This is a genomic window from Streptomyces sp. NPDC052496, from assembly GCF_040679095.1.
GTDB lineage: Bacteria > Actinomycetota > Actinomycetes > Streptomycetales > Streptomycetaceae > Streptomyces.
The window spans coordinates 132,533-155,888 of the sequence record NZ_JBFAUH010000010.1 but is presented as its reverse complement, the minus strand read 5'-3'; the positions used below and the strand labels follow the sequence as shown (position 1 = coordinate 155,888).

Below are 23,356 nucleotides of genomic sequence, written 5' to 3'. Positions count from 1 at the left end.
ACCAGGCCGCCGGGGGCGTCGGGCCGCCCCCCCGGGCCGGCTCACCCGCCCGAACAGTTGCCTGAGGAACACAACCCTTCGTGCAGCTCAGACGTCTCATGAACGTAACTCGGCGCGATCACGCGCCTCTACGGAAGAGGACTCTGATGAAGCTTCGCCGAACTGTGGCCGCGGCCGCCACCGTGGCCGCTGTCGTACCGGCGGTCCTGCTCGCGGCCCCCGCCGCGTACGCCACCGAGAGCACCGGGGAGAAGCTGTACAGCTGCAACGACGTCTCGAACGGCGCTTACGAGCAGGAGACCCTCAGTCTCGTGCAGACCGACGCCGACGGCCCGGTCGTGCGGGGCGGGGGCTGGCGGACGTTCCGGGCGACGGTGACCAACATCAGCGCCAAGGACGTCTCGACGCTCAGCGTCGACGTCCAGGCGTGGCGGCAGGTGGAAGACGAGAATCCGGTTCTCGGCAAGTTCATACGGTTCGAGTACCGGACCGGCCAGACCGGTAAGTGGACCCCGGTGGACACCAGCTCGCCGGGCGGCTTCGTGACCAACGGCGTCCTGAAGGCCGGCAAGTCGGTGACCTACCAGCTGCGCCTGCGCGCCACCGCGGACCTGCCCAAGCACATGACCTGGGGCGATGTCAGCGTCTACACTTCTTTCGTGGAGCAGTACCGCTTCCCCGACGGCAGCGTGGTGCCTTGCACGGCCGGCCCCACCGGGCAGAACATGATCAAGATCGTGGACCCGGCGGGCAAGCCCACTCCGGGCACGACGAAGCCGGGGCCGGCTGCGGGCGGGGGCACGAAGCCCACGCCCGCGAAGCCGGTGCCCGCGCCGACCGCCACCCGGCCCACCGGCTCCCCGAAGACGTCGGCCACGCCGTCCGCCTCGCACGCCGGCACCGCGTCGAACGTCGTACAGACGTCGGCCCGGACCACGTCCCAGGCGAGCGGCAACCTCGCGCAGACCGGCTCCTCCGACGCCCTGCCCACCGTGGCGCTGATCGGCGGAGCTGCCGTTGTCGCGGGCGGCGCGGCCGTGCTGGTCACGCGTCGGCGCCGTACCAACTGACGGGTTCGGCGCGGATTCGCCGCCGGTTCGCCGCCGGTTCGCCGCCGGTTCGCCGCCGGTTCGCCGCCGGTTCGCCGCCGGTTCGCCGCCGTGTGAACGTACAGCCCTCCGTCTGCCGCAGTGCCGGAGGGCTGTACGGAACAACCACTCCCCCGCCTCGTAAGGTGGCGGAGCGCGAGTGTGTCGAAGGGGCGCGCGGGAAAGGACCCGCGCAGCGGAGCGGAGTGGAACGTGGAACGCATACTGATCATCGGTGGCGGGATCGCCGGCACAGCGACCGCGCTGGGCCTGCACAAAGCGGGATTCGACGTCAGCGTGCACGAGGCGCACCCCGACACGGCCGAGGACATCGGGGCGTTCCTGACGTTGGCCAGCAACGGTATGCGCGCCCTGGCTCAGCTCGGCGCTTCGGACGCGGTCACCGCCATCGGCTTTCCGCTGCGTTCCCTGTGCCTGCTCGACGCCCAGGGCGGCGAAGTGGCGCACGCGCCGATGGGAGAGGCCGACGACGTACTCCTGCGGTACCGGTGTCTGCGCCGCGGCGAATTGAACGCTGCGCTGCAGGGCGAGGCCGTCCGCCGGGGCATCAGGATTACGCACGGAACGCGACTGGTGTCCTTCGAGAACGGCCCGGATCAGGTGACCGCGCGCTTCGCGGACGGCAGCGTCGCCACCGGCGAGCTGCTCATCGGCGCGGACGGCCTGAATTCGGCCGTTCGCCGCTCCATCGCCCCCGGCGCGGAACCCGTCTACGCGGGACAGCGCGTCTTCTACGGTTACACCCGCAGCGCCCAAGTGGCGGACGGCACCGGCCACATCACGATGGTACGAGGCAGCAAGGCATCCTTCGGTTACGCGGTTTCACCGGACAGGGAGGCATATTGGTTCGCCCGTGTCGCCGCTGAAGCCCTTTCCGGTACAGAACTCGCGAACCCCGAGACTTCTCACCGGCGTGACCAACTCGTCGAGATGCTGCGCGCGGACGCCACGCCCGCCGCCGGCATCGTCGCGGCCGCCACGGACGGCATCATGGCCACGAACGCCACCGAATTGCCGCCCGGCACCCCCTGGCGCTCCGGACGGACACTGATCATCGGCGACGCCGCACACGCGGCCTCGCCGGCGACGGGCCAAGGCGCATCCATGGCCCTGGAGGACGCCGTCATCCTCGCCAAGTCCCTGCGGGACGCGCCCGACACGGAAAGCGCGCTCTCCCTCTACGAGGAATTCCGCCGGCCGCGCGTGGAACACAACATCACTGTCAGCGGACAGATCTCCCGCGGTACCCACACCCCGTCGCGCACCGGTTCGGCACCGGCGCCGCAGCGCCCCGGCGAAGACACCCTGATGTCCCAGTTGGAATGGGACATCGACCTGCGCACCGTCTCCGGCGGTACCGACGGCGCCGGTACACCGGAATCCACCGGGAACTGAACGGCCGGTCGGCGCGAAATACGCTCACCCCAATGGTCCCTGAGCCGGCGGACGCCGGGTCAGCGGTTCCCTTCCCCTGCGCGGAGATACGTCTCCAGTTCGGCCGCGCCGGTCAGCATGGCGCGTCCCCGGGCGGCCAGGCGCCCGTGCCAGTCGCGCAGGGCGGCCTCCAGCGGCTCCAGGCCGCCGGCCGACCGAATCCGGGTGATCACCGGGGCGATCTGTTCCAGCAGGTAGCCGCCGCGCCGGAGCTGGTGCACCAGGCGGGCGTCGCGTACGTCGGCCGCGTCGTACACGCGGTATCCGGTCAGCTGGTCGCGGCGCGGACGTACCAGTCCGGCGCGCTCCCATTTCCGTAGCGTCGCGGGCCGGATGCCCAGCTTCGCCGCCAGCGGACCGATGAACAGGGAGCCGGTTTCCGCGGCCGTACCGGGTACGGGCCCCGCGTCAGCCTCGGGTGCCGGGGCGAGGGCCAGATCACGGATGGCGCTTTCGACGGCCTGGAGGGTGCCCCGGTCTTCGCGGAGCTGGGCGTGGCTCTCGTCGATGAGGCGGAACGCTTCCTCGGTCTCGCCCTGGTTCACCGCCCGCAGGATCGAGGCCGCCACCTGGTGGCCGTGGCCAGGCATCAGGGCGAGGAATGCGCGGAGGGCCTGCGCGTGCAGCGGGGTGTACGTGCGGTATCCGTGGGGCGTGCGGTCGGCGGCCGGGAGGATGCCGGCCTCCTCGTAATTCCTGACGGCCTGAGTGGACAGACCGTGCCCGCGCGCCAGGTCGACCGGCCTGAGCCGCTCCCCGTTTTGAAGGTTGCGCCCCACAACACCCCCCTGTATCGCCGAACAGTCTCAAAAAGTTTCAACCGAAGGTTCAACGATACCGTCGAAGGTATGGAAATCGACAGCACGAACACCATGCACGCCGTCGAAGCCGCCGCCGTCATGGAGCTGCTCCCGGCCCGCCCCCGCCTGCTCGCTCTGGGCGAGCCCACCCATGGGGAGGACACGCTGCTCGAACTGCGCAACGATCTCTTCCGGCAGCTCGTCGAGCAGGAGGGCTACCGCACGATCGCGATCGAGAGCGACTGCATGGCGGGGCTGGTCGTGGACGCCCACGTCACTTCCGGCGCCGGCACGCTCGACGAGGTCATGGAGCGCGGCTTCAGCCACGGGTTCGGCGCATCGGCGGCCAACCGTGCGCTCGTACGCTGGATGCGCGACTTCAACGACGGCCGGCCCGCGGCCGAGCAGGTCCGCTTCGCCGGCTTCGACGGTCCGCTGGAGGTCACCGGCGCGGCAGCCCCCCGGCAGGCCCTCACCGCTCTCCACGGCTACCTCGCCGCCCAGGTGGATCCGGACCTGCTGCCCTGCACCGCGGAAACACTCGACCGGCTGCTCGGTAGCGACGACCGGTGGACGGAACCGGCCGCGATGCTGGACCCGTCCCGGTCCATGGGCCGGTCGGCCGAGGCCAGGGAACTGCGCCTGCACGCCGACGACCTGCTGGCGCTGCTGCACGCGCACACGCCCCACCTCATCGCGGAGACCTCGCGGGAGGACTGGGACCGGGCGTGCCTGTACGGACGTACCGCCACCGGGCTGCTGCGCTACCACTTCTGGATGGCCGACACCTCACCTGGCCGGTTGACGCAGCTGCTGGGCATACGGGACCAGATGATGGCCGACAACCTCCTCGCCCTCGCCGAACGGGGCCCGGCCCTGATCCACGCACACAACGGTCATCTGCAACGGGACAAGAGCTCGCTGCGGATGGGTGAGCTGCCGCTGGAATGGTGGAGCGCCGGCTCGATCGTGAGCGCCCGCCTGGGCGAGGAGTACGCCTTCCTGGCCACGGCCGTCGGCACGCTACGGCACCACGGCGTGGCCGACCCGCCGGCGGACACCCTCGAAGGCCTCCTGTACGCGCTTCCGGAGGACCGCTGCATCGTCGACCCCCGCCGGCTGACCGCCGACCTCGGTGACGCCCGGCCCGCCCTGCGGATCTCCCCCTACTTCGGTTACGCCCCACTCGACCCGGCGCATCTGGCCGGATACGACGGGATCGCGTTCGTCAGGGACCTTCCGGGCAGCTAGACGGGCCGGTGGGGGCGCGCATCGCAGGCGCACGCCCCCACCGGGCCGGCTCCCGACCTCCGGGTGTCGGCTCCCGGCCCCGGGCGTCGGACCCCGGCTCAGCTTCCGGTCCCCCGTTCTCAGTGCTCCGCGGGAGCCTCCGGGTTGCGGCGGACGCCGGCCGCTGCGAGCACCGCGCCGATCACGCACAGCACGCCGGTGACGAGGGCCGCGGTGTGTACGCCGTTGATGAAGGCCTGACCACTGCCCTCGACGACGGCGGCCTTCAGCTGCTGCGGCATGTCGTTGCCGACGGGCGACACGCCCATCGCGACCGCGTCCTTGGCCTCGTGCAGGTGACCGGCCACGGGCGCGGGAACCCCCGCCGAAGTCAGCTCGTTCGTCAGGGTGGTGCCGACCCTGCTGCTGATCAGGGACATCAGGACGGAAGTGCCGAGCGCGCCGCCGACCTGCAGCGCGGTGGCCTGCAAGCCTCCGGCCACGCCGGCGTCACTGACGGGCGCGTTGCCGACGATCGCGTCGGAGGAGGCGGCCATCACCATGCCCACACCGAGGCCGAGCGCGATGAACGGCGGCCACATCGCGGCGTACGAGGAGTGCACTCCCCAGCCCAGGACGCCGAAGGAGGCGCCCGCTTGGAGCACCATGCCCAGCGGCATGGACAGCCGGGCACCGAACCGCTCGGTGAGCTTCGCCCCCAGAGGGGAGGCGACGACGGAGGCCAGGCTCAGCGGCAGGGTGCGTACGCCGGCTTCGACGGGCGTGAAGCCCCGTACGTTCTGCAGGTAGAGCATGACGAAGAAGATCACGCCGAGCAGGACGAAGAAGTTGACGGCGGTGATGACCGTACCGATGGTCAGGGCGGGACTGCGGAAGAGCCGCATCGGCAGGAGGGGGTGTCCCACGGTCGCCCCGGTCGCCCCGGGCGTGCCGGTCGAGTCGGTCGAGTCGGTCGAGTCGGAGGAGTCGACCGAGCCGGTCGAGCCGGATGCTCCGGATGCTCCGGATGCTCCGGCCAGGGAGCTCGGCGCGGGGCGTCCAAGGCGCGTCTCGTACCAGCCGAAGATCAGCAGGACGACGACGCCCGCCGCGAGCACGCCGAGCGTCGAACCGGCGCTCCACCCCCACGACTCGCCCTTGACGACGCCGAAGACGACCAGCAGCAGGCCGAGCGCCAGAAGGATCACGCCCGGGATGTCGAAGCGGTGCCGGCCTGCCGTGCTCTTGCTCTGCGGCAGGACGAGTGCGCTGAACACCAGGGCCACGACGCCGATGGGGGCGTTGATGTAGAACACCGACTCCCAGTTGACGTGCTCGACGAGCAGGCCGCCGACGATCGGGCCGAGCGCCGTGGACACGGACGACACCATCGCCCAGATGCCCACGGCCATACCGAACTTCCTCGGCGGGAAGGCCGCACGCAGCAGGCCCAGGGTGTTGGGCATGAGCAGGGCGCCGAAGAAGCCCTGCACCGCACGGAAGGCGATGACGCCCTCGATCGAGCCGGCCAGGCCGATGGCGACGGAGGCCAGGGCGAAGCCGGCCACGCCGATCAGGTAGTAGGTGCGCCGGCCGAACCGGTCACCGAGCTTTCCGCCGAGGATCAAAGTGGCGGCCAGGGCCAGCAGATAGGCGTTGGTGACCCACTGCAGATCGGCGGTGGAGGCGTTCAGGTCCCGGCCGATCTCCGGGTTCGCGATGGAGACGACCGAGCCGTCCAGGCCGACCATGAACAGGCCGAAGGCGACCGCGATGAGCGTCAGCCAGGGGTGGCCACGCCGGCCCGGGGCCGGTTCCGGCGCGGGCGGGGTGTGGGTGGGCATGGGTGAGTGGCCCATGACGGAGGAGGACATGGAGGTGCCTTGCTTCTTGTCTGAGAGGGGAAATGCGCGTGCCGATGGAGTACGGCGGGGCGCGGAACCGGAAAGGTGGCGGCGCTGCTGCCGCCCACCGACGAAATACCGCCCGCGGCGGGTGACAGTCGGCGGCAGGTCTCAGTCCGCGACGGGTGTCAGTCCGCGACGGGTGTCAGTCCGTGGCGGCGTGAATCCGCTGCGCCACTCCCTGGAGTGCGCCCAGGGCGGACCCGATGGCGTCCAGGTCCCCGTCGGTGAGGGTGTGGAGCGCCTCGACGAGGTAGCCGTCCACCAGAGCGCCGACCTCGGCGACCTGGCGCCGGGCCTTGGCCGTCAGATGCAGGTGCGCGACCCGCTTGTCGGCCGCGTCCTGCCTGCGCTCCAGCAGCCCTTGGGCGGCCAGCTGGGTGACCAGGGCGCTCACGTTGTTGGGCTTGACGAGCAGCGCGTCGGCTGCCGCGCGCACGGTGACGCCGTCGTGTTCGGCGACGTACCGCAGCAGCGCGAGCTGACTGTCGGGAAGCCTCGGGAACGGGAGGTCCTGGATGATCCGCCGGTCGAGAGCCCGGTTCAGTGCGGGCAGGACAGCCGCAAGCTCGGAGGCGATGCGGCGGGTGTCCTGGTCGGACGCACGGGGGGCGGGCATACGGTCACTTTAGGTATGAGGTCATACCTATGTCAAAAGGGGTAGGGCGGGATTGCTCCCTGCCCCACCCCCTTGAGCACGCCCGCACGATCAGGAGTACGGACTCCACCGGCCGAAGCGGGCCAGCAGGCTCGCCGCCTGGCCGGCGCTCAGGCCGAGGCCCGCGGCCACGTCCTCCGTGGACAGTGCGCCACGGGCCTTGCGCGCCGCCCAGTAGCCCACATTGGCCGCGGAGATCTCCATACGGCGAGCCAGTTTGACGGCTCCCACCGGGGACTCCTCGGCGTACCGCTCGATCTCCGCCTCCAGCTTGTCCAGCAGCCCGGCGATCCCCTCGGGCACCGGGACGGTCGTCTCGCCCACCTCGACGATGTGCCGGTCCCAGTCCGTCAGGCACCGGTCCGCGTCCGCGGCGGCGGCCGTGTGCAGCGGCTGGTCGCCGACCTTGCCCCAGTCGAGGGCATGGCGGGCACCCACCCACCCGCACGCGCACGTGGCACGGAACGCGGACGCGCGCGGGGTGTTCGGACTCCGGCCGTCGTAGATGCTCCAGTGGCTGCTGCTCGGTACGTAGCCCCCGGAACCCACGTCGAAGTACACGGGCTCGGCGGTGCTGCCGTCGTCCAGGAGGACCTTCACCGTCCCCTCGTGCGACGCCCCGTACTCGTCATCCGTCCAGCTCTCTTCCACCGCGCGCTCCTTCACTCGCCCATCCCGGCCCGCCCGGCCGTACGGCGGAGGCGGTGGTACGACCCTGCCGCACCGGGCACTCCGGATGCAGCGAAACGGGCCGGCCCGCGCGCGGACCGCGTTCCCCGGCGCGGAGCGTCAGGCCGGGTCGACGCGGACGCCGAGCCGCTGGGCCGCCCGCTCCGCGACCTTCGCGTAGACAGCGCTCATGTCGGCGGTCGTGGCGAGGAGCTGTTCGGTGCGTTCGGGGCCGGCGAGTTCCGGGGTTCCGACGCCGAACAGGGGCCGGGGCGCGTACTCCATCATCAGTTCCGCGTTCCGCGCGACCTCGTCGCCGAAGAAGGCCTGGAGGAGCCGCAGCCCGATCTCGAAGCTCCCGGTCGCCGGGCCGGCGGTGATCCGGTTGCGGTCCTCCACGACGTTGCCGCGCGTCGGTACGGCGCCGTAGTGCGCGAGCTGTCCGTGCAGCTGGAAGTTGGTCGTCGCGCGGTGGCCGAGCAGCAGCCCCGCCGCGCCCAGCAGCAGCGACCCCGCGCACACCCCGGCCACCCAGCCCGCCCGGCTGCCCCGGTCGGCGAGGAAGGCGAGCACCTCCTCGTCCTCGAAGACCTCCGCCGGCACGGCACCGGCGTACAGGACGTCGAGGTCGGCCGGGCAGTCCTCGAAGGTGGTCGTCGCGCGGGTGGGGAAGTGCGGCATGCCGATGATCTCGTCCCGGTTCTTCCAGACGAGGTGCAGATTCACGCCCGGCTGGAAGCCGAAGGCGGTGTGGAAGCCGATGATGTCGACCGGCATGTAGCCGGGGCACACCAGGATGGCGATTTCGAGGTCGCGGCGTTCGGATGTCATGACTGACCCTCCTCGACGGGAACTTACAGGCAAGCTAACAGCTCGGCTGTAAGCCCGGTGTGAAGTGAGGGACGGAAGCCCCGGAGACAGTTCGGTTTCGGCCCGCCCTGACGGGACCTCAGCGCGCCAGCGGGACCGTGATCTCCTTCAGCCACACCCGTCGGGCGAAGTCACGGGCCTTGATGACGACCGCGTCACGGCGCACCTCCACCTGGAGGCCCTGATTGAACGTTCCGCCGACGGAGACTTCGCCGCCCTTGCCGTCGTCCCGGTAACCGGTCTGGACGGCACCGGTGTTGACCACCGTGAACCCGCTCAGGTTCGCGGTGCCGGGCACGACACGGCGCACCACCCAGTCGGAGAGCTCCAGGTCCCAGTGGGTGTGGCCACTGAAGAGGAAGACGTCCGGGTGACGGCCGAGCAGACCGAGGAGGCGGTCGGCCTGGAGGTAGTCGCTCGCGTAGAGCGTGTTGCGGGTGCCGGAGACCGTGTCGGGCAACGGGTGGTGGGTGATCACCATGACCGGCCGGCGGCGGCGCGACCAGTGCCACAGGCGGTCCTCCAGCCACGTGAACTGGGCGTCGCTGATCCAGACCTGGTCCCAGAGCTCGGGGTCGTGGTAGTGCGCGTACCGCTCGGTGCCGAGGGTCAGGATCGGGATGCCGCCGAAGGAGGTCTCCGCGTGCACCGTGCCGCGCCGGGCGAAGCGGTAGAAGCTGCGGAAGAGGGAGTCTTCGGTGGTGCCGTTGGGCCAGGTGTCCTGGGACAGCGTGTCGGGGTCGCGCCATTTCGGTACGTAGAACTCGTGGTTGCCGATCGCCCAGGCCACCTCGCGCGGGTGTGAATGACCGGCCAGTTCGGCGCTGACCTGCGCGTACTCGGCGTCGTAGCCGCGCGGTGTGATGTCGCCCGCGACGGCCAGGCCGGCGCTGTGCGGATTGACGGCCGCCATGTCGTCCAGAGCCCGGCCGAAGTCGCGCAGGTCTCCTTGGATGTCGCTGATGACGTTGAACCGTACGGTGTCCCGGTCGTGCCACCGGCCGAGGGCACCGGCCGGTGCGGCGTGGGCCTGCGAAACACCGGCGGCAACAGCCAGCGCGCCTCCGCCGGCGGCGAGAAGGGACCTGCGGTCCATGTGCGGCTCCGTGGGCGTGGGAGTACGGGGCGCGCAGGGGGCGCCATACGGGGCGTACGGGGATCCGTACGGAGATGACCTCTACCATTGGTGAAGATCACGGCACCGGGTGCACTCCGGTCTACAGGCAGCGGGCGGGGACATGTGCGGGGAGTGAACGTGCGCGGGCCCGTGCAGCAATGAGCCTCATGCTCGGGAGGCAAGCCCCAGCGGTCACGCCGCAGCTCGCTCACACCCCTGCCCCAGACCTGCCCCTGCTCTCCCCGGTCAGATCGGCGTCCTGCCCGCATCACGCACTGCCCACCACACCACGCAAGCCAGCCCCAGCACGACAAGCCCGACCACCGCAACCACCGCCGGAACCACCTTCCTCACCCAGCGCCCAGCCCGCTCACCCCCACCACCCCGGCAACCGCCCCGGGCGCACGCCCACCCGGCCAGTGTGAGCGCGGGAACGCCGAGCAGCATCACCGGCAGTTCGACGTACAGCAGGCTCCACTCCCGCTCGCCCTCGAACCCTCCCCCGAGGCCGCCGCGGGCGCCGTACAGCCACCCCCCGAACCCCACACAGGCCCCCACGAAGGCCACCAGGCAACCAGCTCCTGCCGGGTCCACACGTCTCTTCATGCTGACGGCGACGCCGCGCGCATGATCTCGGTTCCCGGCGCACGTCCTCCCCGAGCCGCGCTCACACGGGGCGCATCAGCTCCCAGGTGTCGACCGCGAAGTCGAGGCTCATGCCGTGCCGTTCGTAAAGGGCGAGCGCGCCGCTGCTGTTGTCGGTGTCGACGCCGAGGCCGATGCGGTCGCGGCCCCGTGCCGCGTAGTGGCCGAAGGCATGGCGCAGGAGGTGGCTGCCGAGGCCGCGGCCGCGGGCCTCTTCCCGGACGCCCAGGTGCGCGATCCAAGCCATCGAGGCGCGGGCGTCGTGGGTGCGCAGCACGGCGGCGTCGCCGAGGCCGGCCAGCCGCGCGAGCCATATCAGTGACCAGTCCGCGCGCTCGGCGTCGATGTCGTCCAGCCATTGTTCGTACGTCCGGGGCTGGAAGTCGAAGTGACCGGCGAACGTCTCCTGGAGCAGCGCGTGGGCGCGTCGGCGGTCGGCCTCGGTACGGCAGGGGCGCAAGGTCACGCCGGGCGGCGGGGACGGCAGCCGGTCGGTGGCGGTGGACAGGGCCCGGCTGAGTACGTTGTAGCGGCGCACCGTACGCCAGCCCCGCCGGCGGAGCGCGTCGAGATCCATGGTGGGCGCGGTGTTCAGGTGCAGGTGGATCACCGCGCGCGTCACCCCGTTGGCGGCTGCCCGTGCCACGGCCCGCGCCTCCATCAGGTCGTACAGGTGCAGGGCGCCTGGCAGTCTGCCGGGCAGTACGTAGTGGTCCATGTCGATGCGTTCGCCGCCGGACTCGTCCCACAGCAGCCCGTACGCGATCAGCCGCCCGGCTTCGTACATCAGCCAGGAGTCGTGTTCGAGGTCAGCTTCGGGATGCTTGAGGTCCGCCTGCACCTCGCTCAGGTCGGTGTCGGCACGGCCGACCTCCAGCAGGTCGATCTCGTTGAGCAGCGCACACACCGCCGCCGCGTCGTCGAGCGTCGCCGGCCGCACGGTCAGGCCGGGCGGCGGAGTGAGGGGCGGAGTCATGCGCCGATTCTCGGGCGGACGAGGGGCTGGCCGCCAGGGAATAACGGCTCCCCGCCGGCGGCCGTTCCCACCCGGGAGCAGAGCCCGGCGTACTCCTCGGCTTGCCCTCGACACCAGCGTCAGAGTTCTGGCGTCCCGACCCGTGGGCTTCATCGTGATCATCAGCTCGCAGATCGCCGGACGTCTGATGTCGCCGGCGGCTTAGCAGCCGCTGATGGCCGTCTGCCTGCTGCTGATCGGAACCGGCATCGCTCTATGGGTGGGCACACTGAGGACGGATCGTCCTGGGCGCACATGGTCCTCGACATCGTGGTCATGAGCACCGGCCTGGGGCTGGGTCTCGGCGCGCTGACAGTATCGGGCCTCTGGGTGGGGTGACCGTTCTGCTCACCAGGTTTCCCAAGGCGAACGTTTCGCCATCAGCCTTCGTGGAGGAGATCGGCCGGTCTGCACAGTAGGGCTCTGCGCATCGTCACGAAGCGGACTGTGCTCACATGACCAGAATGGCGCCTCACGATACGTCATATGACGCATTGACCGCACAGGGCCGACACGGTTGCATGCTGGTGATCCTCCAGCGGGGAACCGGAGGAGAGACCGTGCCCGAGCTGGGGGAAAATGAGAAGACAGGCGAACCGGAGCACTACCAGACGCGTGCGCACCGCTCTGAGCGCGGCGGTCGCGGTCACAGTGGTGTTACCCGGCACCGCCTCGGCCGCGCCCTCGGCCGTGGTAGCGGGCGCGGGCGACGGCGGAGCCGGTGTCGAGAGGATCAGTGTCGCGGCCGACGGCACGCAGGCCGACGACAACTCCGCCGGCGCCTCGATCACGCCCGACGGCCGCAGCATCGCCTTCTCGTCGTCGGCGAAGAACCTCACGCCCGACGACGCGACGGAAGGCGACCAGGTGTACGTCCGCGACCAGCGGACCAGGCAGACCAGGCGGATGGGGCAGCTGCGCCCGCTCCAAGCCCCGGTGATCAGCGGTGACGGGGCGTACGTCGCCTATCCGGTGCAGTGGTTCAACGACGTACGAATTCGCCAGTACCAGGTGAGCACGGGAAACACGGCCTCCCTCAACTGCTCGGCCTACAGCTGCAACCAGCCGTCGCTGAACGTGGACGGCCGCTACGTCGCCCATGTCCTCCTCTCCTCCCGGCAGCCCTCGTTCGGCCAGCGCATCGAGGTGCAGGACGGGACCACCGGCGCCGACACGACCGTCGCCGCTCTCGACCACACCCAACCGTCCCGGCCGTCCATCAGCGGAGACGGCCGTTACGTCGCCTATCAGGACGGCAAGGCGGAGGACGTCTTCGTGTGGGACCGGAACAGCGGCACCACCTCCGGCCCGATCGAGGGCCCGGCCAAGGGAGCGGCGCTCGTCCAGCTCAGCGACGACGGCAACAAGGCCGTCTACCTCTCGGGATCCGACACCTTCGTCCACGACGTGCGCTCAGGCACCGCCCAACTGGTGCCGAACGTACGGGGCGTGGCCATCGACCCCACCGGCCGCTATCTGCTGTACGCCCCGCACGACACGAACGGCCCGTCGCTGACACTGCGCGACCTGCGGAAAGGCACCGACGAGACCGTCTCGAACCAGCCCGCCTCGGCCGGCACCGACGCGGTCAGCGCCGGTGGGCGCGACGTGGTCTTCCAGTCGACGGCCGACGGCATCGTGCCCGACGACACCAACGGCAAGTCCGACGTCTTCGTCCGTCGCTTCTCCTGACCGGCCGGACAGTTGACCGCTCCGGCCGCTGACCGCCGTGGGCACCACTTGGCTGTGCTGTCAGTCCATTTCTGTCGTCGTCGGGGCCGGTGGTACCCAGCGCTGGTTGCGGCGTTGCTGGGAGCGGATGCCGTAGCCGGACTTCAGTTCTTCCGGGATGGCGTACTGCATGACCCGGCCCCGGGTCAGGGAGCCGAGTTCGAAGGTGGTCAGCAGATTGCCCGCCTTGTCCAGGGCCCACTCCCCCAACGGGCTGCTGTCCTCGATGGTCTCCAGCAGGCCGAGGACGACCGGTACGGCCTTGGCTGCCGTGTCCCAGGGGCTGCGGGGGACCTGGAGCCAGTCGGCGATGGTCGGGCCGACCAGGAACCGGATGGTGGCCGGGACGATCGGGTCGAAGAGGGTGCCGGGGACGACGTCCTCGTACATCCGCATGAGCTGGTTGTTCAGGCGTACCCCGTCCTCGGACGGCCCCAGGTTGCGGGTGAGGTAGCTGTCGGCGTACGCGCGGGCCCCGGTGAGGTCCTTCGGGGCCGCCTCCATGTCGCAGCCCAGCATGGAGCCGACGACCCGCCAGGCGTAGTAGTACGCCTCCGCTCCTTCCTCGCTCATGTGGATGCCGAGGCGGTGCATCGCGTCCAGCACCAAGATCGAGAAGCAGATCTGGCCGCCGATCATGTCCTCCTGGCACAGCGGTACGCCGTCGCGTTCCGTGTCCCAGCGTCCCGACTTCGTCAGGTGGCGGCGTACCGCGGCGTGCAGCAGGCGGACCTTCTGGGCGGCCGGGATGAACTTGCTGCCTTCTTCGAAGGCGTTGGTCTGCATCAGGTAGGTGACGAACTGGCCGGTGTTCGCCATCCGGCGCGAGGGGTAGTCCATGGAGTGCGTCGAGGCGAGCAGTTTCGCCACGCGTGGTACGGCGTAGGTGGCCGGCATGGCCGCGAAGGACAGGCCCGTGTTGATGTGGGCGGCGTTGTCCATGAAGAACAGCCGCGCGCGCTCCATGATGTCCCAGTCGACCCACTTGGGCGGCATGCCGGTCGCCTCCAGGTAGGAGGCAGCGGAGGACGGCAGGCCCTGCGGCAGCTTGTTGCCCGCGGTGGTGAAGAAGCGCATGAGGGTGTTGAAGTCGCGTACCTCGCCGCGTTCGAACATCGCCGCGACGGTGGCGTCGGCGAGCGGGTCGCCTTGGGTGCGCAGCTCGTCCAGCACCGGGTCGGTGTACCGCGCGGCGGGCTCGGTGCGCTCAGTGGTCTCGGTGGTCATGTGTTCCTCGATTCCGTGCTGTGCTTCCGTGCTGTCACAGGGAACGGTCGGTTGCCGAGCCGGCCAGCGCCCTGAGCGCCGAGCGGGCCTCCGACGGCAGGGCTACGGAGTCCAGGGCCGCGCGGGCCTGCGCGATCCGCTCCTGGATCATGTCCTCGATGCGCTGCCGGGCACCGCTGTCCTCCATCAGCTCCCGTACGAGCGCCGCGTCGCTCTCGTCCAGCGCGGGTTTGCCCAACACCTCGTGCAGTTGGCGTGCCGGACCGGCGGGCAGCAGCGAGGCGGTCACGGCGAGCAGTGCGGTGGGCTTCTTGTCCCGCAGGTCGTCGAGGTTCGACTTGCCGGTCTCGGCCGGGTCGCCGAAGACGCCCAGCAGGTCGTCGCGGAGCTGGAACGCCTCGCCCAGCGGCATCCCGTACCCGGTGAAGGCATCGAGGCCCCTCGGGGAGGCACCGCCGAGCGTCGCTCCCATGTGCAGCGGCCTCTCCACCGTGTACTTGGCCGTTTTGTACCGGGCCACCTCCAGTGATTCGGCGACCTTGGGCACGACGCCTCCGGTCCGCAGGACCTCCAGGAATTCGCCCGCGACGGTCTCGCGCAGCAGCGACGACCACAGCGACGCCGTCCGCGCCACGTACGCCCCGGGCAGACCGCAGGTGGCGAAGACCTGGCCCGCGTACCCCATCAGCAGGTCGCCGAGCAGCATGGCCAGCGCGGCGGACCGTTCCTGGCGCTCCCCGTGGGGCGCTCCGGCCGCGGTGTCACAGGCGCCGCCGGCGCGGCCCTCCGCGAACGCGGCATGGGCCGTCGGTACGCCGTGCCGCAGGCGGCTGTCATCGATGATGTCGTCGTGGGTGCAGGCGGCCGCGTGCACCAGTTCCATGGCGGCCGCGGCCTTGACCACGCTCTCGCAGTCGGGCTGGCCGGCCGCTCGCCAGCCCCAGTACAGGAAGGCGGCGCGCAACCGCTTGCCGCGGGTCAGCGATATCCGCAACTGCGCGCACAGCGGCGCCAGTTCGCCGGATACGCGGAGCAGTTCGGCTTCTTCTTCGTCGACCAGCCGGCGCAGGCAGGTGTCGATTCTCCGCTTGAGCTGCCCGGCGTCATCCATGCGACGCTCCGGCCCGCCGCACGGCCCGGCGGGCCATCAGCTCAAGGTAGTTCTCGGTCTCCGGGGTGACGCGCCGGGAGGCCAGCTCACCGCGGGCGCGCAGCTCGTTGACTCCGTCGGCGAGCAGGTCCCGCAGGTCGGAGCGGCGCAGCAGCCCTTGCCCCCGGTCGGCGGCCTGGCGTACCTGGTCGAGCACGAGGTCGGCGGCGCCGGCGGCGAGCAGGAGGACCTGTTCCAGACCGGCCGCGGGGTGCCATCCGGTGGTCGCGGTGGGTGCGGTGTCGCTTGGTTGTCCCTGTTCTGACATGTCCGGGCTCCTGTGCGGGTGAATTCCTGCGGGGGAGCTCTCAGTGAACCGATCGGAGCCGGGCGGGGCCGGTGTTGGGGCGCTCCGTCCCTCGTGCGAGGTCATCGTTTCCTACGAAAGAGTGACGATCAGCCCGATGTGCGGCCATCGCCGGTCGGGCCGCCTATAGAGGGTGCGTGTCACGGGTCGAGCCCCGCGTCTTGCCGGCCCTCGGATGCCCCGGCCACTCGGGTTCCTGAGCGCCGGCGTGCGCATCCGTCCATCGGGAGCGCACGCCATCATCTGACGAACGCCGCGCACGCCCCTTGTGCGCCGGTGGCGGCCGGAGGAAGCATAGTTAATTGTGAAAGTACCCCGGGTCCGGGGAAACGGCCGCAGTCCACAGAGGCATTGGGCGGTATCCGGGTGGCCGGGCCGGGGCGGAAACCACTGCGGGAGTACGGGGAAGGCCGATCGCACCGCTGATCCCCGATGACACGGTAGTCAGGAGCTTCTCACCCTATTGGTACTGGCCGATCGGCCTGCGGAGCAAGCGTGCGGTACGGCGAGACCCGTCAAGAGGTAGGGGAGGAATTCCATGTCGTCTCTGCGGTCGGTTCCACGGGTTTCTGCGAGTGCGACGTTCACGGAGTACGCGGTCTCCACCGCCGCCCGTCTTCTCGGCAGTGCGGGCGCGGATGTCGAACAGGGGACGCGGGTACTGCGCAGGATGCTGTCCCCGTGGGGGGCACGGAAGATCGGGACGCGTCCCGGTTGGCACTCCGATGTGTGCGCCGACGGTTCACCGATCGAGTTCTCAGCCGCCTTCTCGCAGGAGGGGTTACAGGTCCGGGTGCTGGTCGAGGCCCTTCCGGACCGGCTGAACACCTCGTCCGCACAGAAAGCGGCGCTCGACCTCACCCGTGGGCTGACCCAGGCCTTCGGTGCTGCCGACGAACGGCTGGCGGCGGTGACGGACCTGTTCCTGCCGGACGAGGACCCGACCGGTTTCGCCATGATGCACGCCGCCGCCCTCTCGCCGGCCGGCGGCCCCGAGTTCAAGGTCTACCTCAATCCGCACGCCAACGAGGACATGACCGGCATCGCGCGGACGCGCGAGGCACTGCACCGCCTGGGATTCGGAAAGGCGTGGAAAGCGGTCAGGGAATACGCCGGCCGGGGTTTCGACCTCGACAGGATCGTCTATTTCGGTCTCGACCTGCTCGACGGCCCCGAGTCACGCGTGAAGGTGTACTTCCGCCACTACGACGTCTCTCCCGCGGAACTCGACACCCGCATGGAGATATCGCTGCAGCACGAGGCCGGATTCCTGGGGGAATTCTGCCGCCGGCTGACCGGCAGCGACAGCGCGGTACGCGCCCAGCCGCTCGTCAGCAATCTGACGTTCACGGCCGCCGGCGGGCACCTTCCGGTGTCCGCGACGCTGTACGTCCCGCTGTGGCTGCACACGGCGAGCGACCGGACCGTACGGGACCGCATCAGCTCGGTCATGGCCGGTATGGGCCTTCCCGTCGGCGCCTATCAGTCGCTGCTGGAGCAGATGGCCCGCCGGCCGCTCTCCGCCGGCCGCGGCATCCACACGTACGCATCGGCTCGGGTGCAGCGCGGCCGGCCCCGCTTGACCACGTACTGGTCCCCGGAGCTCTACGACCGGTATCCGCCCGCCCGCTACCAGCGAGGATGAACGCCATGTCGCCGCACGACGCGCTCCGGCCGCTGTTCGACGACGCGCAGGTCCGGCCCGACCTGCTGCGGCAGCGCTCGCCGCTCCGGTGGGGCGCTCACCCGCCCGGCGTCATCCCGTTGACGGCGGCCGAGCCCGATTTCCCCGGGCCTCCGGTGGTCACGGACGCCGTGCTCGCGGCTGTCGCCGACGGATACTTCCCCTACGCGGCACCCGCGGAATGCGGTGCGCTCCGGGAGGCATTCTCCGACGTGGCCGAAGCCCGTTACGGGATCGCAGCTCATCCCGGTCGGGTGGTGCCGGCGCCGGGTACCGCGGCCGCGATCTGGGGCGTGGTGCGTCTCCTGTGCGGAGAGGGTGACGAGTGCGTATTGCTGGACCCGGTCGACCTGTTGTTCGGCCAGGCCATCGATGCCGCGGGGGCCCGAAAGGTCTACTGTCCGGTGGACAAGAGCACCGGGCGGCTGGACCCGGACCGGCTCGCCTCTCTCATCACTTCGCGCACCGCGCTGATCTGCATGTGCAATCCCCACAATCCGCTGGGCACGGTCTTCGGTGAGACGACGCTCCGCGCGGTGGCGGAGATCGCGGGCAGGCACCGTATCCCGGTCCTTTCCGACGAGGTGTGGAACGAGATCGTGTACCCGCCCGGAAAACACCTCAGCATGGCGAGCCTGGACACGGAATACGGTCGGCGCGTCTACACGGTGACCGGCCTTTCCAAGACCTTCGCGCTACCCGGGCTGCGGATGGGATTCGTGATCGCACCGACCGTGCGGGAAGCGGCCGCTCTACGGCTCACCTTCCAGCGTCTCGGCGCCACGTACAGCATGACCCCGTTCACCCAGGCCGGCGCCCTGGCCGCCCTGCGGCACGGCTGGCCCTGGCGGGACGCCTTCCTGGAGCATTTGCAGGAGATACGGGACTACTGCGTGGACCGGTTGAACGCGATCCCGGGAATGTCGTGCGGCCGCCCGGACGGCACGTACGTCCTGTTCCCCGATGTGTCCTCCACCGGGCTCAGCAGCCGGGCCATGGGCGCGTACTTGCTGTCCCGGGCGCGGGTGGCGGTGGTGGCCGGTACGCCGGAGTGGTTCGGACCGGCCGCCGAGGGCAACATCCGGATCAGTTACGCCACTTCCCGGGCGGTCATGGCAGAGGCGCTGGATCGCATCGCGCAGGCCGTGGAAGAACTCGTCGCCGGTGGCCCGGCCGCATTCCAGGCCACCGGGGCGCAACGGTAGGGCGCCCGTGCCCTACCCGGGCATCAGCCTCGTAGCCAGGCTTTCAACGAGCCCCACCAGGACGTACGCCTCCTTCGGGCGGGGACCGGCGGCGGCACCACCGTCGGGAACGGAACGACGGGCTCGGCAGCGGTCCTCGACCCGGTGTCCGTGGCGTTCCGCAGCGGGCGCACGGTCTTCGCCGGGGCGTGAGCAGGGGCGTGAGCGGCGGCGTGAGCCGGGCCGGGGACCGGAGCACGGGCCGGGCCTGCGGCCGCGGCGGAACTCGGGGCCCGTGGCGGGGTGAACGTCACCGGGAGACTGGTCAGGTGCCGTGTCATCCAGCCCGAGGTCCAGCCCAGCTGGTCCTCGGGAACGCTCAGCCGTACGTCGGGCAGCCTCGCCAGCAGGGCGTCGATGCCGGTGTCGGCGATGGCGCGGCCGATGTTCTGGCCGGGGCACTCCTGGGGGCCGCTGCTGAAGGCGAGGTGCGAGCGGTTGCCGTGCAGGGGGACCGAGGGGTCCGGCCGGACGGCCGGGTCGTGGTTGCCGGCGGCCAGGCCGAGCAGCAGCATGTCCCCCGCCTCGATCTTCTGGCCGCCGACCTCCGTGTCCACGGCGGCCCAGCGGCCCGGGATGGTCATCAGGGGCGGTTCGCTCCACAGCACCTGTTCCACCACGTCGGGCAAGGTCATCTGCCCGCCGGCCAGCGACGCGTGGCACCGGGGGTCGGTCAGCACCATCCGCAGGGTGCTCTTGAGGAGGTTGACCGTGGTCTCGTTCGCGGCGATGAGGATGACCCGCAGGTGGTTCCAGACCTCCTCGTCGGTCAGCCCCGAGGAATGTTCGATGAGCCAGGAGGTGATGTCATGGCCGCGGCTTCCGCGCTTGCGTCGTACGAGATCCGTGAGGGTCTCCACGATGAACGCGTTGCTGGCCACCGAGGTTCCGGTGCCCGCCACCATGTCCCTGCTGGCGGTGACGAGCCGCGGCCCGTACTCGTCGGGCATGCCCAGCAGTTGCGTCAGGACGAGCATGGGCAGGTGTTCGCAGAACTCCTCGGCCAGGTCCGCTTCGCCCCGCTCGGCGAAGCCGTCGATCAGCTGGTGCGTGAAGCGGGTGATGTGCCGTCGGATGCCGCGGCGGTTGAAGCGCTCCAGACTGTCGGTGACCGCCTGGCGCAGCCGGGCGCGCTCCTCACCGTCCAGGAACAGGCAGACCGGTTGCCAGGCGATCATCGGCAGCAGCGGGGAGTCCGGCGGCACCCGCCCCTCCTGGAACCAGCGCCAGATGCGGGAGTCGCGGCTGAACCGGGCGGGCGTCCCGGCGACCTCCAGGATCTCGCGGTATCCGAGGACGAGCCAGGCCGGGAGGTCGCCGTCCAGCAGTACGGGCGCGACCGACCCGTGCCGGGCGCGCAGGCGCTCGTACAGGCCCATGGGGTCCTCGGCCGCCTCGGGGCCGAAGAGCCGTGCCAGTCCGTCCGTGGTGCCGAACCGGGCGTGTGCCGGGCACTCCGGAGGCGGGGTGGATGCCCACGCGGTGCGGGGCTGTTCGGGGAAGGAGGAGGTCACCGTCGCTCCGGGGTCGTGGTGGTGAGGGCGTGCAGGTAGCGCATGAGGGTCAGCAGGCCGTCGCGGCTGGAGACGCGTTCGCGGGCGTCGCAATCGATCACCGGCACCCCGTCGGGGATGTCCAGCGCCTCCCGCAGCTCGGACGCCGGGTAGGAGGGGGCGTCCGGGAAGGCGTTGATGGCGACGATGAAGGGCACGCCGCGCTCTTCGAGCCGGCCCATCACGTCGAAGCTGTCCTCCAGCCGCCGGGTGTCGATCAGGACCACGGCGCCCAGCGCTCCTTCGAAGAGCCCGTTCCACAGGAACCAGAACCGCTGCTGACCCGGGGTGCCGAAGACATAGAGCACCAGCTCGTCGCTGAGGGTGATCCGGCCGAAGTCCATCGCCACGGTGGTCTCGTTCTTGCGCTCGACACCGGCGATGTCGTCCACCCCGGCCCCGGCCTGGGTCATGATCTCCTCGGTCGTGAGCGGCTTGATCTCGCTGACCGAGCCGACCAGGGTGGTCTTCCCGACCCCGAAGCCGCCGACGATCACCACCTTGACGGCTGTGGTGACCGAGGCCGGCAGGATGTCCTCGCTCCGCGGGCCGACGACGGGTTCAGAGATTCTGTAGTCCATGCATCACCGCCTCCAAAAGTTCTACGTCGGGCAGCGACTGGGTCAGGACCGATGCCCGGGCTTCGACATGGCCGCTCGCCAAGAGGTCGGTGAGCAGCAGAGTGATCACGGAGACCGGCAGGTGGAGGTACGCGGAGATCTCGGCGACGGACAGCGGGTAGTCGCATATGCGGATGATGGCGGCGAGTTCGGGCTGCGTGCCGGGGCCGGCCTCGCCGCGGCTGACGATCAGCGTGACCATGTCCAGGGCCGAGCGCCGGTCTGGCAGGTTCCGGCCGGACGTGATGACGTAGAGCCGCTCGGGGCCGCCCTCTTCCCAGGACCGCTGCTCTTCCTGCTCCGGACCGCTCATGGGACCTGCCGGTCGGCCCGCGGCGGGGTGGTCAGGTGCTGACCGATCCGGGCGACCAGGTCGCGCATCCGCTGCCCCATGAGGCCGGCGTCCACGTCGTCGTCGGCCAGCACCGCGAGATAGGCTCCCGCGCCGGCCGCCATCAGGTAGAAGAAGCCGCCGTCGACCTCGACGACGACCAGTTTCATCCGGCCGTCGCCCTGCGGGAACTCCCCGGCGATGGCCGCCGACAGGCTCTGCAGACCGGCGCAGGCGGCGGCGAGGCGGTCGGCGGTGTCGTTGTCCGCGCCGTACTGCGCCATGCACAGGCCGTCCGAGGACAGCACCACGACGTTACGGGTCTGCGGAACGCTGGACGACAGTTCCTCCAGCATCCAGTCCATGTTGAGCCGCTGCTTTGTCGCCACTTGCTCACTCATCCTTACTCGCTGGCTCGCTACTTGCTGGCTCAGTCACTGCTCGGCCTCCGCATCGCCCGGGCCGTCGGGACGGGGCGCCGACGAGCCGGCCGAGGAGGCTCCGGAGGCACCGTCGAGGAAGGCGGACATCCACAGTCCGGCCGGCGGGGACTGGTTCGCCGGCGCCGACGGGCGCGGGTCGGTGGCGGAGCGGGCCGCCTGCTGCGACCGCGCGGAGGGAACCACGGCGCGGCGCCGCCTGCGCTGCGGGAGCCCGTTGGCGGTGCGCGGGGCGTCGGCGGAAGCCGGTTCCTCGGCGGTCGCTTCGGCCCGGTGCTTGGGGCCGCTGGGGCGGCGGGGCGGCGGCAGGCTGGGAGCCTTGGCCAGAGCGCCGCCGGGCACCGGGGTCACGGTGACCAGCTCGGGCGGTACGACCAGGACGACGCGCACGCCGCCGTACGCGGACACGCGCAGGGAGACCTTGAAGTGGTTCGTGTGGGACAGCCGGCCGACCACCGCCAGGCCGAGTCGCGGCGACTCGCCCAGGTCGTCGAGGTCCAGTCCGCCGGCCGCGTTCTGGGCCAGGGCCCGCTCGGCGCGGACCCGGGCCTCGTCGGTCAGGCCGAGTCCGGCGTCCTCGATCTCGACGGCCACCCCGGACTGGACCTCGGTCGCGGTCAGGTGGACGCGGGTCTGCGGCGGTGAATAGCGGGTGGCGTTGTCCAGGAGCTCGGCCATGGCGTGGATCAGGGGTTCGGCGGCGCGGCCGAGGATTCCGACGTCGGCGACCGAGTGCAGGTCGACGCGCTGGTAATCGGTGATCCGGGACATCGCCCCGCGCAACACGTTGAACAGCGGGATGTCCTTCTGCCACTGGCGCCCCGGCCGGGCGCCGCCGAGGACGGCGATGCTGTCCGCCAGCCGGCCGATCAGCGCGGTCCGGTGGTCGAGGTGGAGCAGATCGCCGAAGACCTGCGGGTCCTGGCCGTGCCGGTCCTCCATCTCGCGGAGTTCCAGGGCCTGTTGGTGCACGATGGCCTGGACCCGCCGGGCGATGTTGACGAAGGCCCGCTGGGCGGAGTCACGCAGGTCCTCCTCGGCCTCCACGGCCTGCAGGACGTAGCGCAGCACCGCGTGGTGCGCGGTTTCGAACCGGGGGCTCACACGGGACGTACGGCCGGTGCTGCGCAGTACGTCCTCGACCGGCATGCCCTGCTGGAGCCGGGCCATGGCCGCGGGCAGGATCTCCTTGGCCATCCGTACCGTCTCGGTCTCCTGCTCGGCCAACTGCCGTTGTAGCGCGGCCTCTCGCGCGGCGTACTGCCTGCGCAGCTCATCGATCGCGCGGCCCCGGCGCGCCGCATTCCCGGCCGTGACGGTCACCGCCGCGGTCGCGAGGACACCGATCCAGACGGCGTGGGCGCGGGCCGTCGACGGCAGCAACGGCACCGCCACGGCCACGCATATGGCCAGGAGCACGGGGGGCACCCACATCGCGGTGGAGGCCGGCCCCGGCCTTCCGGGTGACGCATCAGCACGAACCATCGGCATCCTCAGAGCACTAAGGGGAGGGACAAGACGTCATACGGAAATGCATGGACGCCAAAAGGCAGCGAATGCGCGAGGGGCGGCCGTTGGTCCGCACACACCGATCAATTGCCGCAGTACACGCCAGGCT

At 70.6% G+C, this 23,356-nt stretch carries 23 protein-coding genes; 7 read left to right on the top strand and 16 right to left on the bottom strand.

The window, feature by feature from the left end:
* Positions 1–146 precede the first annotated feature (146 nt).
* Positions 147–1,070, top strand: coding sequence for an LPXTG cell wall anchor domain-containing protein (locus AB0L45_RS16025; RefSeq protein WP_365840157.1), 924 nt, complete (start codon positions 147–149; stop codon positions 1,068–1,070).
* A 231-nt stretch (positions 1,071–1,301) separates the two neighbouring features.
* Positions 1,302–2,504, top strand: a complete 1,203-nt coding sequence (locus tag AB0L45_RS16020; RefSeq protein ID WP_365840155.1) for an FAD-dependent oxidoreductase — start codon at positions 1,302–1,304, stop codon at positions 2,502–2,504.
* 59 nt (positions 2,505–2,563) lie between these two features.
* Here AB0L45_RS16020 and AB0L45_RS16015 read toward each other — a convergent pair whose 3' ends face one another.
* Positions 2,564–3,322: a TioE family transcriptional regulator gene (locus AB0L45_RS16015; protein ID WP_365840153.1), complete on the bottom strand. Its 759-nt coding sequence runs from the start codon at positions 3,320–3,322 to the stop codon at positions 2,564–2,566.
* 69 nt (positions 3,323–3,391) lie between these two features.
* Here AB0L45_RS16015 and AB0L45_RS16010 point away from each other — a divergent pair, with 69 nt between their 5' ends.
* Complete coding sequence (locus tag AB0L45_RS16010) at positions 3,392–4,594, top strand: erythromycin esterase family protein (protein WP_365840151.1); 1,203 nt, start codon at positions 3,392–3,394, stop codon at positions 4,592–4,594.
* A gap of 119 nt (positions 4,595–4,713) precedes the next feature.
* On the opposite strand, the gene AB0L45_RS16005 is transcribed toward AB0L45_RS16010, so the two are convergent.
* The 7 genes from AB0L45_RS16005 to AB0L45_RS15975 all read right to left on the bottom strand — a co-directional run bounded on the left by AB0L45_RS16005 (position 4,714) and on the right by AB0L45_RS15975 (position 11,412).
* Positions 4,714–6,417, bottom strand: coding sequence for an MFS transporter (locus tag AB0L45_RS16005; RefSeq protein ID WP_365840304.1), 1,704 nt, complete (start codon positions 6,415–6,417; stop codon positions 4,714–4,716).
* Between the two features lie 205 nt (positions 6,418–6,622).
* Entirely contained in the window at positions 6,623–7,096 is a 474-nt protein-coding gene (locus AB0L45_RS16000; protein ID WP_365840149.1) for a MarR family transcriptional regulator, read from the bottom strand.
* Between the two features lie 90 nt (positions 7,097–7,186).
* Positions 7,187–7,786, bottom strand: a complete 600-nt coding sequence (locus AB0L45_RS15995; RefSeq protein ID WP_365840147.1) for a hypothetical protein — start codon at positions 7,784–7,786, stop codon at positions 7,187–7,189.
* A 138-nt stretch (positions 7,787–7,924) separates the two neighbouring features.
* The gene (locus tag AB0L45_RS15990; RefSeq protein WP_365840145.1) at positions 7,925–8,635 is read right to left on the bottom strand and encodes a DJ-1/PfpI family protein; all 711 of its coding nucleotides are present in this window, start codon (positions 8,633–8,635) and stop codon (positions 7,925–7,927) included.
* A gap of 118 nt (positions 8,636–8,753) precedes the next feature.
* Positions 8,754–9,770, bottom strand: coding sequence for a DUF4073 domain-containing protein (locus tag AB0L45_RS15985; RefSeq protein ID WP_365840143.1), 1,017 nt, complete (start codon positions 9,768–9,770; stop codon positions 8,754–8,756).
* A gap of 267 nt (positions 9,771–10,037) precedes the next feature.
* On the bottom strand, positions 10,038–10,358 hold the full coding sequence (locus AB0L45_RS15980) for a hypothetical protein (protein ID WP_365840141.1): 321 nt from the start codon (positions 10,356–10,358) through the stop codon (positions 10,038–10,040).
* Between the two features lie 100 nt (positions 10,359–10,458).
* Positions 10,459–11,412 (bottom strand): GNAT family N-acetyltransferase, encoded by a 954-nt coding sequence (locus AB0L45_RS15975; RefSeq protein ID WP_365840139.1) that lies wholly within the window; start codon positions 11,410–11,412, stop codon positions 10,459–10,461.
* 255 nt (positions 11,413–11,667) lie between these two features.
* On the opposite strand from AB0L45_RS15975, the gene AB0L45_RS15970 reads away from it, so the two are divergent.
* On the top strand, positions 11,668–11,790 hold the full coding sequence (locus AB0L45_RS15970) for a hypothetical protein (RefSeq protein ID WP_365840137.1): 123 nt from the start codon (positions 11,668–11,670) through the stop codon (positions 11,788–11,790).
* Positions 11,791–12,066: 276 nt separating this feature from the next.
* Complete coding sequence (locus AB0L45_RS15965) at positions 12,067–13,143, top strand: hypothetical protein (protein ID WP_365840135.1); 1,077 nt, start codon at positions 12,067–12,069, stop codon at positions 13,141–13,143.
* A 60-nt stretch (positions 13,144–13,203) separates the two neighbouring features.
* Here the strand turns inward: AB0L45_RS15965 and AB0L45_RS15960 are convergent, their stop codons facing one another.
* From AB0L45_RS15960 to AB0L45_RS15950, 3 genes are read right to left on the bottom strand one after another with little or no spacing between them, the layout of a single operon-like run.
* Entirely contained in the window at positions 13,204–14,409 is a 1,206-nt protein-coding gene (locus tag AB0L45_RS15960; RefSeq protein ID WP_365840133.1) for an oxygenase MpaB family protein, read from the bottom strand.
* A gap of 34 nt (positions 14,410–14,443) precedes the next feature.
* On the bottom strand, positions 14,444–15,520 hold the full coding sequence (locus AB0L45_RS15955) for a polyprenyl synthetase family protein (protein WP_365840132.1): 1,077 nt from the start codon (positions 15,518–15,520) through the stop codon (positions 14,444–14,446).
* On the bottom strand, positions 15,513–15,827 hold the full coding sequence (locus AB0L45_RS15950) for a polyprenyl synthetase (RefSeq protein WP_365840130.1): 315 nt from the start codon (positions 15,825–15,827) through the stop codon (positions 15,513–15,515). The genes AB0L45_RS15955 and AB0L45_RS15950 overlap by 8 nt, the downstream gene beginning before the upstream one ends.
* Positions 15,828–16,404: 577 nt before the next feature.
* Here AB0L45_RS15950 and AB0L45_RS15945 point away from each other — a divergent pair.
* Positions 16,405–17,511, top strand: coding sequence for a tryptophan dimethylallyltransferase family protein (locus AB0L45_RS15945; protein WP_365840128.1), 1,107 nt, complete (start codon positions 16,405–16,407; stop codon positions 17,509–17,511).
* Positions 17,512–17,516: 5 nt separating this feature from the next.
* On the top strand, positions 17,517–18,755 hold the full coding sequence (locus AB0L45_RS15940; protein WP_365840126.1) for a pyridoxal phosphate-dependent aminotransferase: 1,239 nt from the start codon (positions 17,517–17,519) through the stop codon (positions 18,753–18,755).
* A 23-nt stretch (positions 18,756–18,778) separates the two neighbouring features.
* Here the strand turns inward: AB0L45_RS15940 and AB0L45_RS15935 are convergent, their stop codons facing one another.
* The 5 genes from AB0L45_RS15935 to AB0L45_RS15915 all read right to left on the bottom strand — a co-directional run bounded on the left by AB0L45_RS15935 (position 18,779) and on the right by AB0L45_RS15915 (position 23,172).
* Positions 18,779–20,308 (bottom strand): cytochrome P450, encoded by a 1,530-nt coding sequence (locus AB0L45_RS15935; RefSeq protein ID WP_365840124.1) that lies wholly within the window; start codon positions 20,306–20,308, stop codon positions 18,779–18,781.
* Entirely contained in the window at positions 20,305–20,928 is a 624-nt protein-coding gene (locus AB0L45_RS15930) for an ATP/GTP-binding protein (protein WP_365840122.1), read from the bottom strand. The genes AB0L45_RS15935 and AB0L45_RS15930 overlap by 4 nt, the downstream gene beginning before the upstream one ends.
* On the bottom strand, positions 20,909–21,280 hold the full coding sequence (locus tag AB0L45_RS15925) for a DUF742 domain-containing protein (protein WP_365840120.1): 372 nt from the start codon (positions 21,278–21,280) through the stop codon (positions 20,909–20,911). The genes AB0L45_RS15930 and AB0L45_RS15925 overlap by 20 nt, the downstream gene beginning before the upstream one ends.
* Positions 21,277–21,663: a roadblock/LC7 domain-containing protein gene (locus AB0L45_RS15920; RefSeq protein WP_365840302.1), complete on the bottom strand. Its 387-nt coding sequence runs from the start codon at positions 21,661–21,663 to the stop codon at positions 21,277–21,279. Before AB0L45_RS15920 ends, AB0L45_RS15925 begins: the two co-directional genes overlap by 4 nt.
* A gap of 69 nt (positions 21,664–21,732) precedes the next feature.
* Positions 21,733–23,172: an ATP-binding protein gene (locus AB0L45_RS15915; protein WP_365840118.1), complete on the bottom strand. Its 1,440-nt coding sequence runs from the start codon at positions 23,170–23,172 to the stop codon at positions 21,733–21,735.
* Between the last annotated feature and the right edge of the window lie 184 nt (positions 23,173–23,356).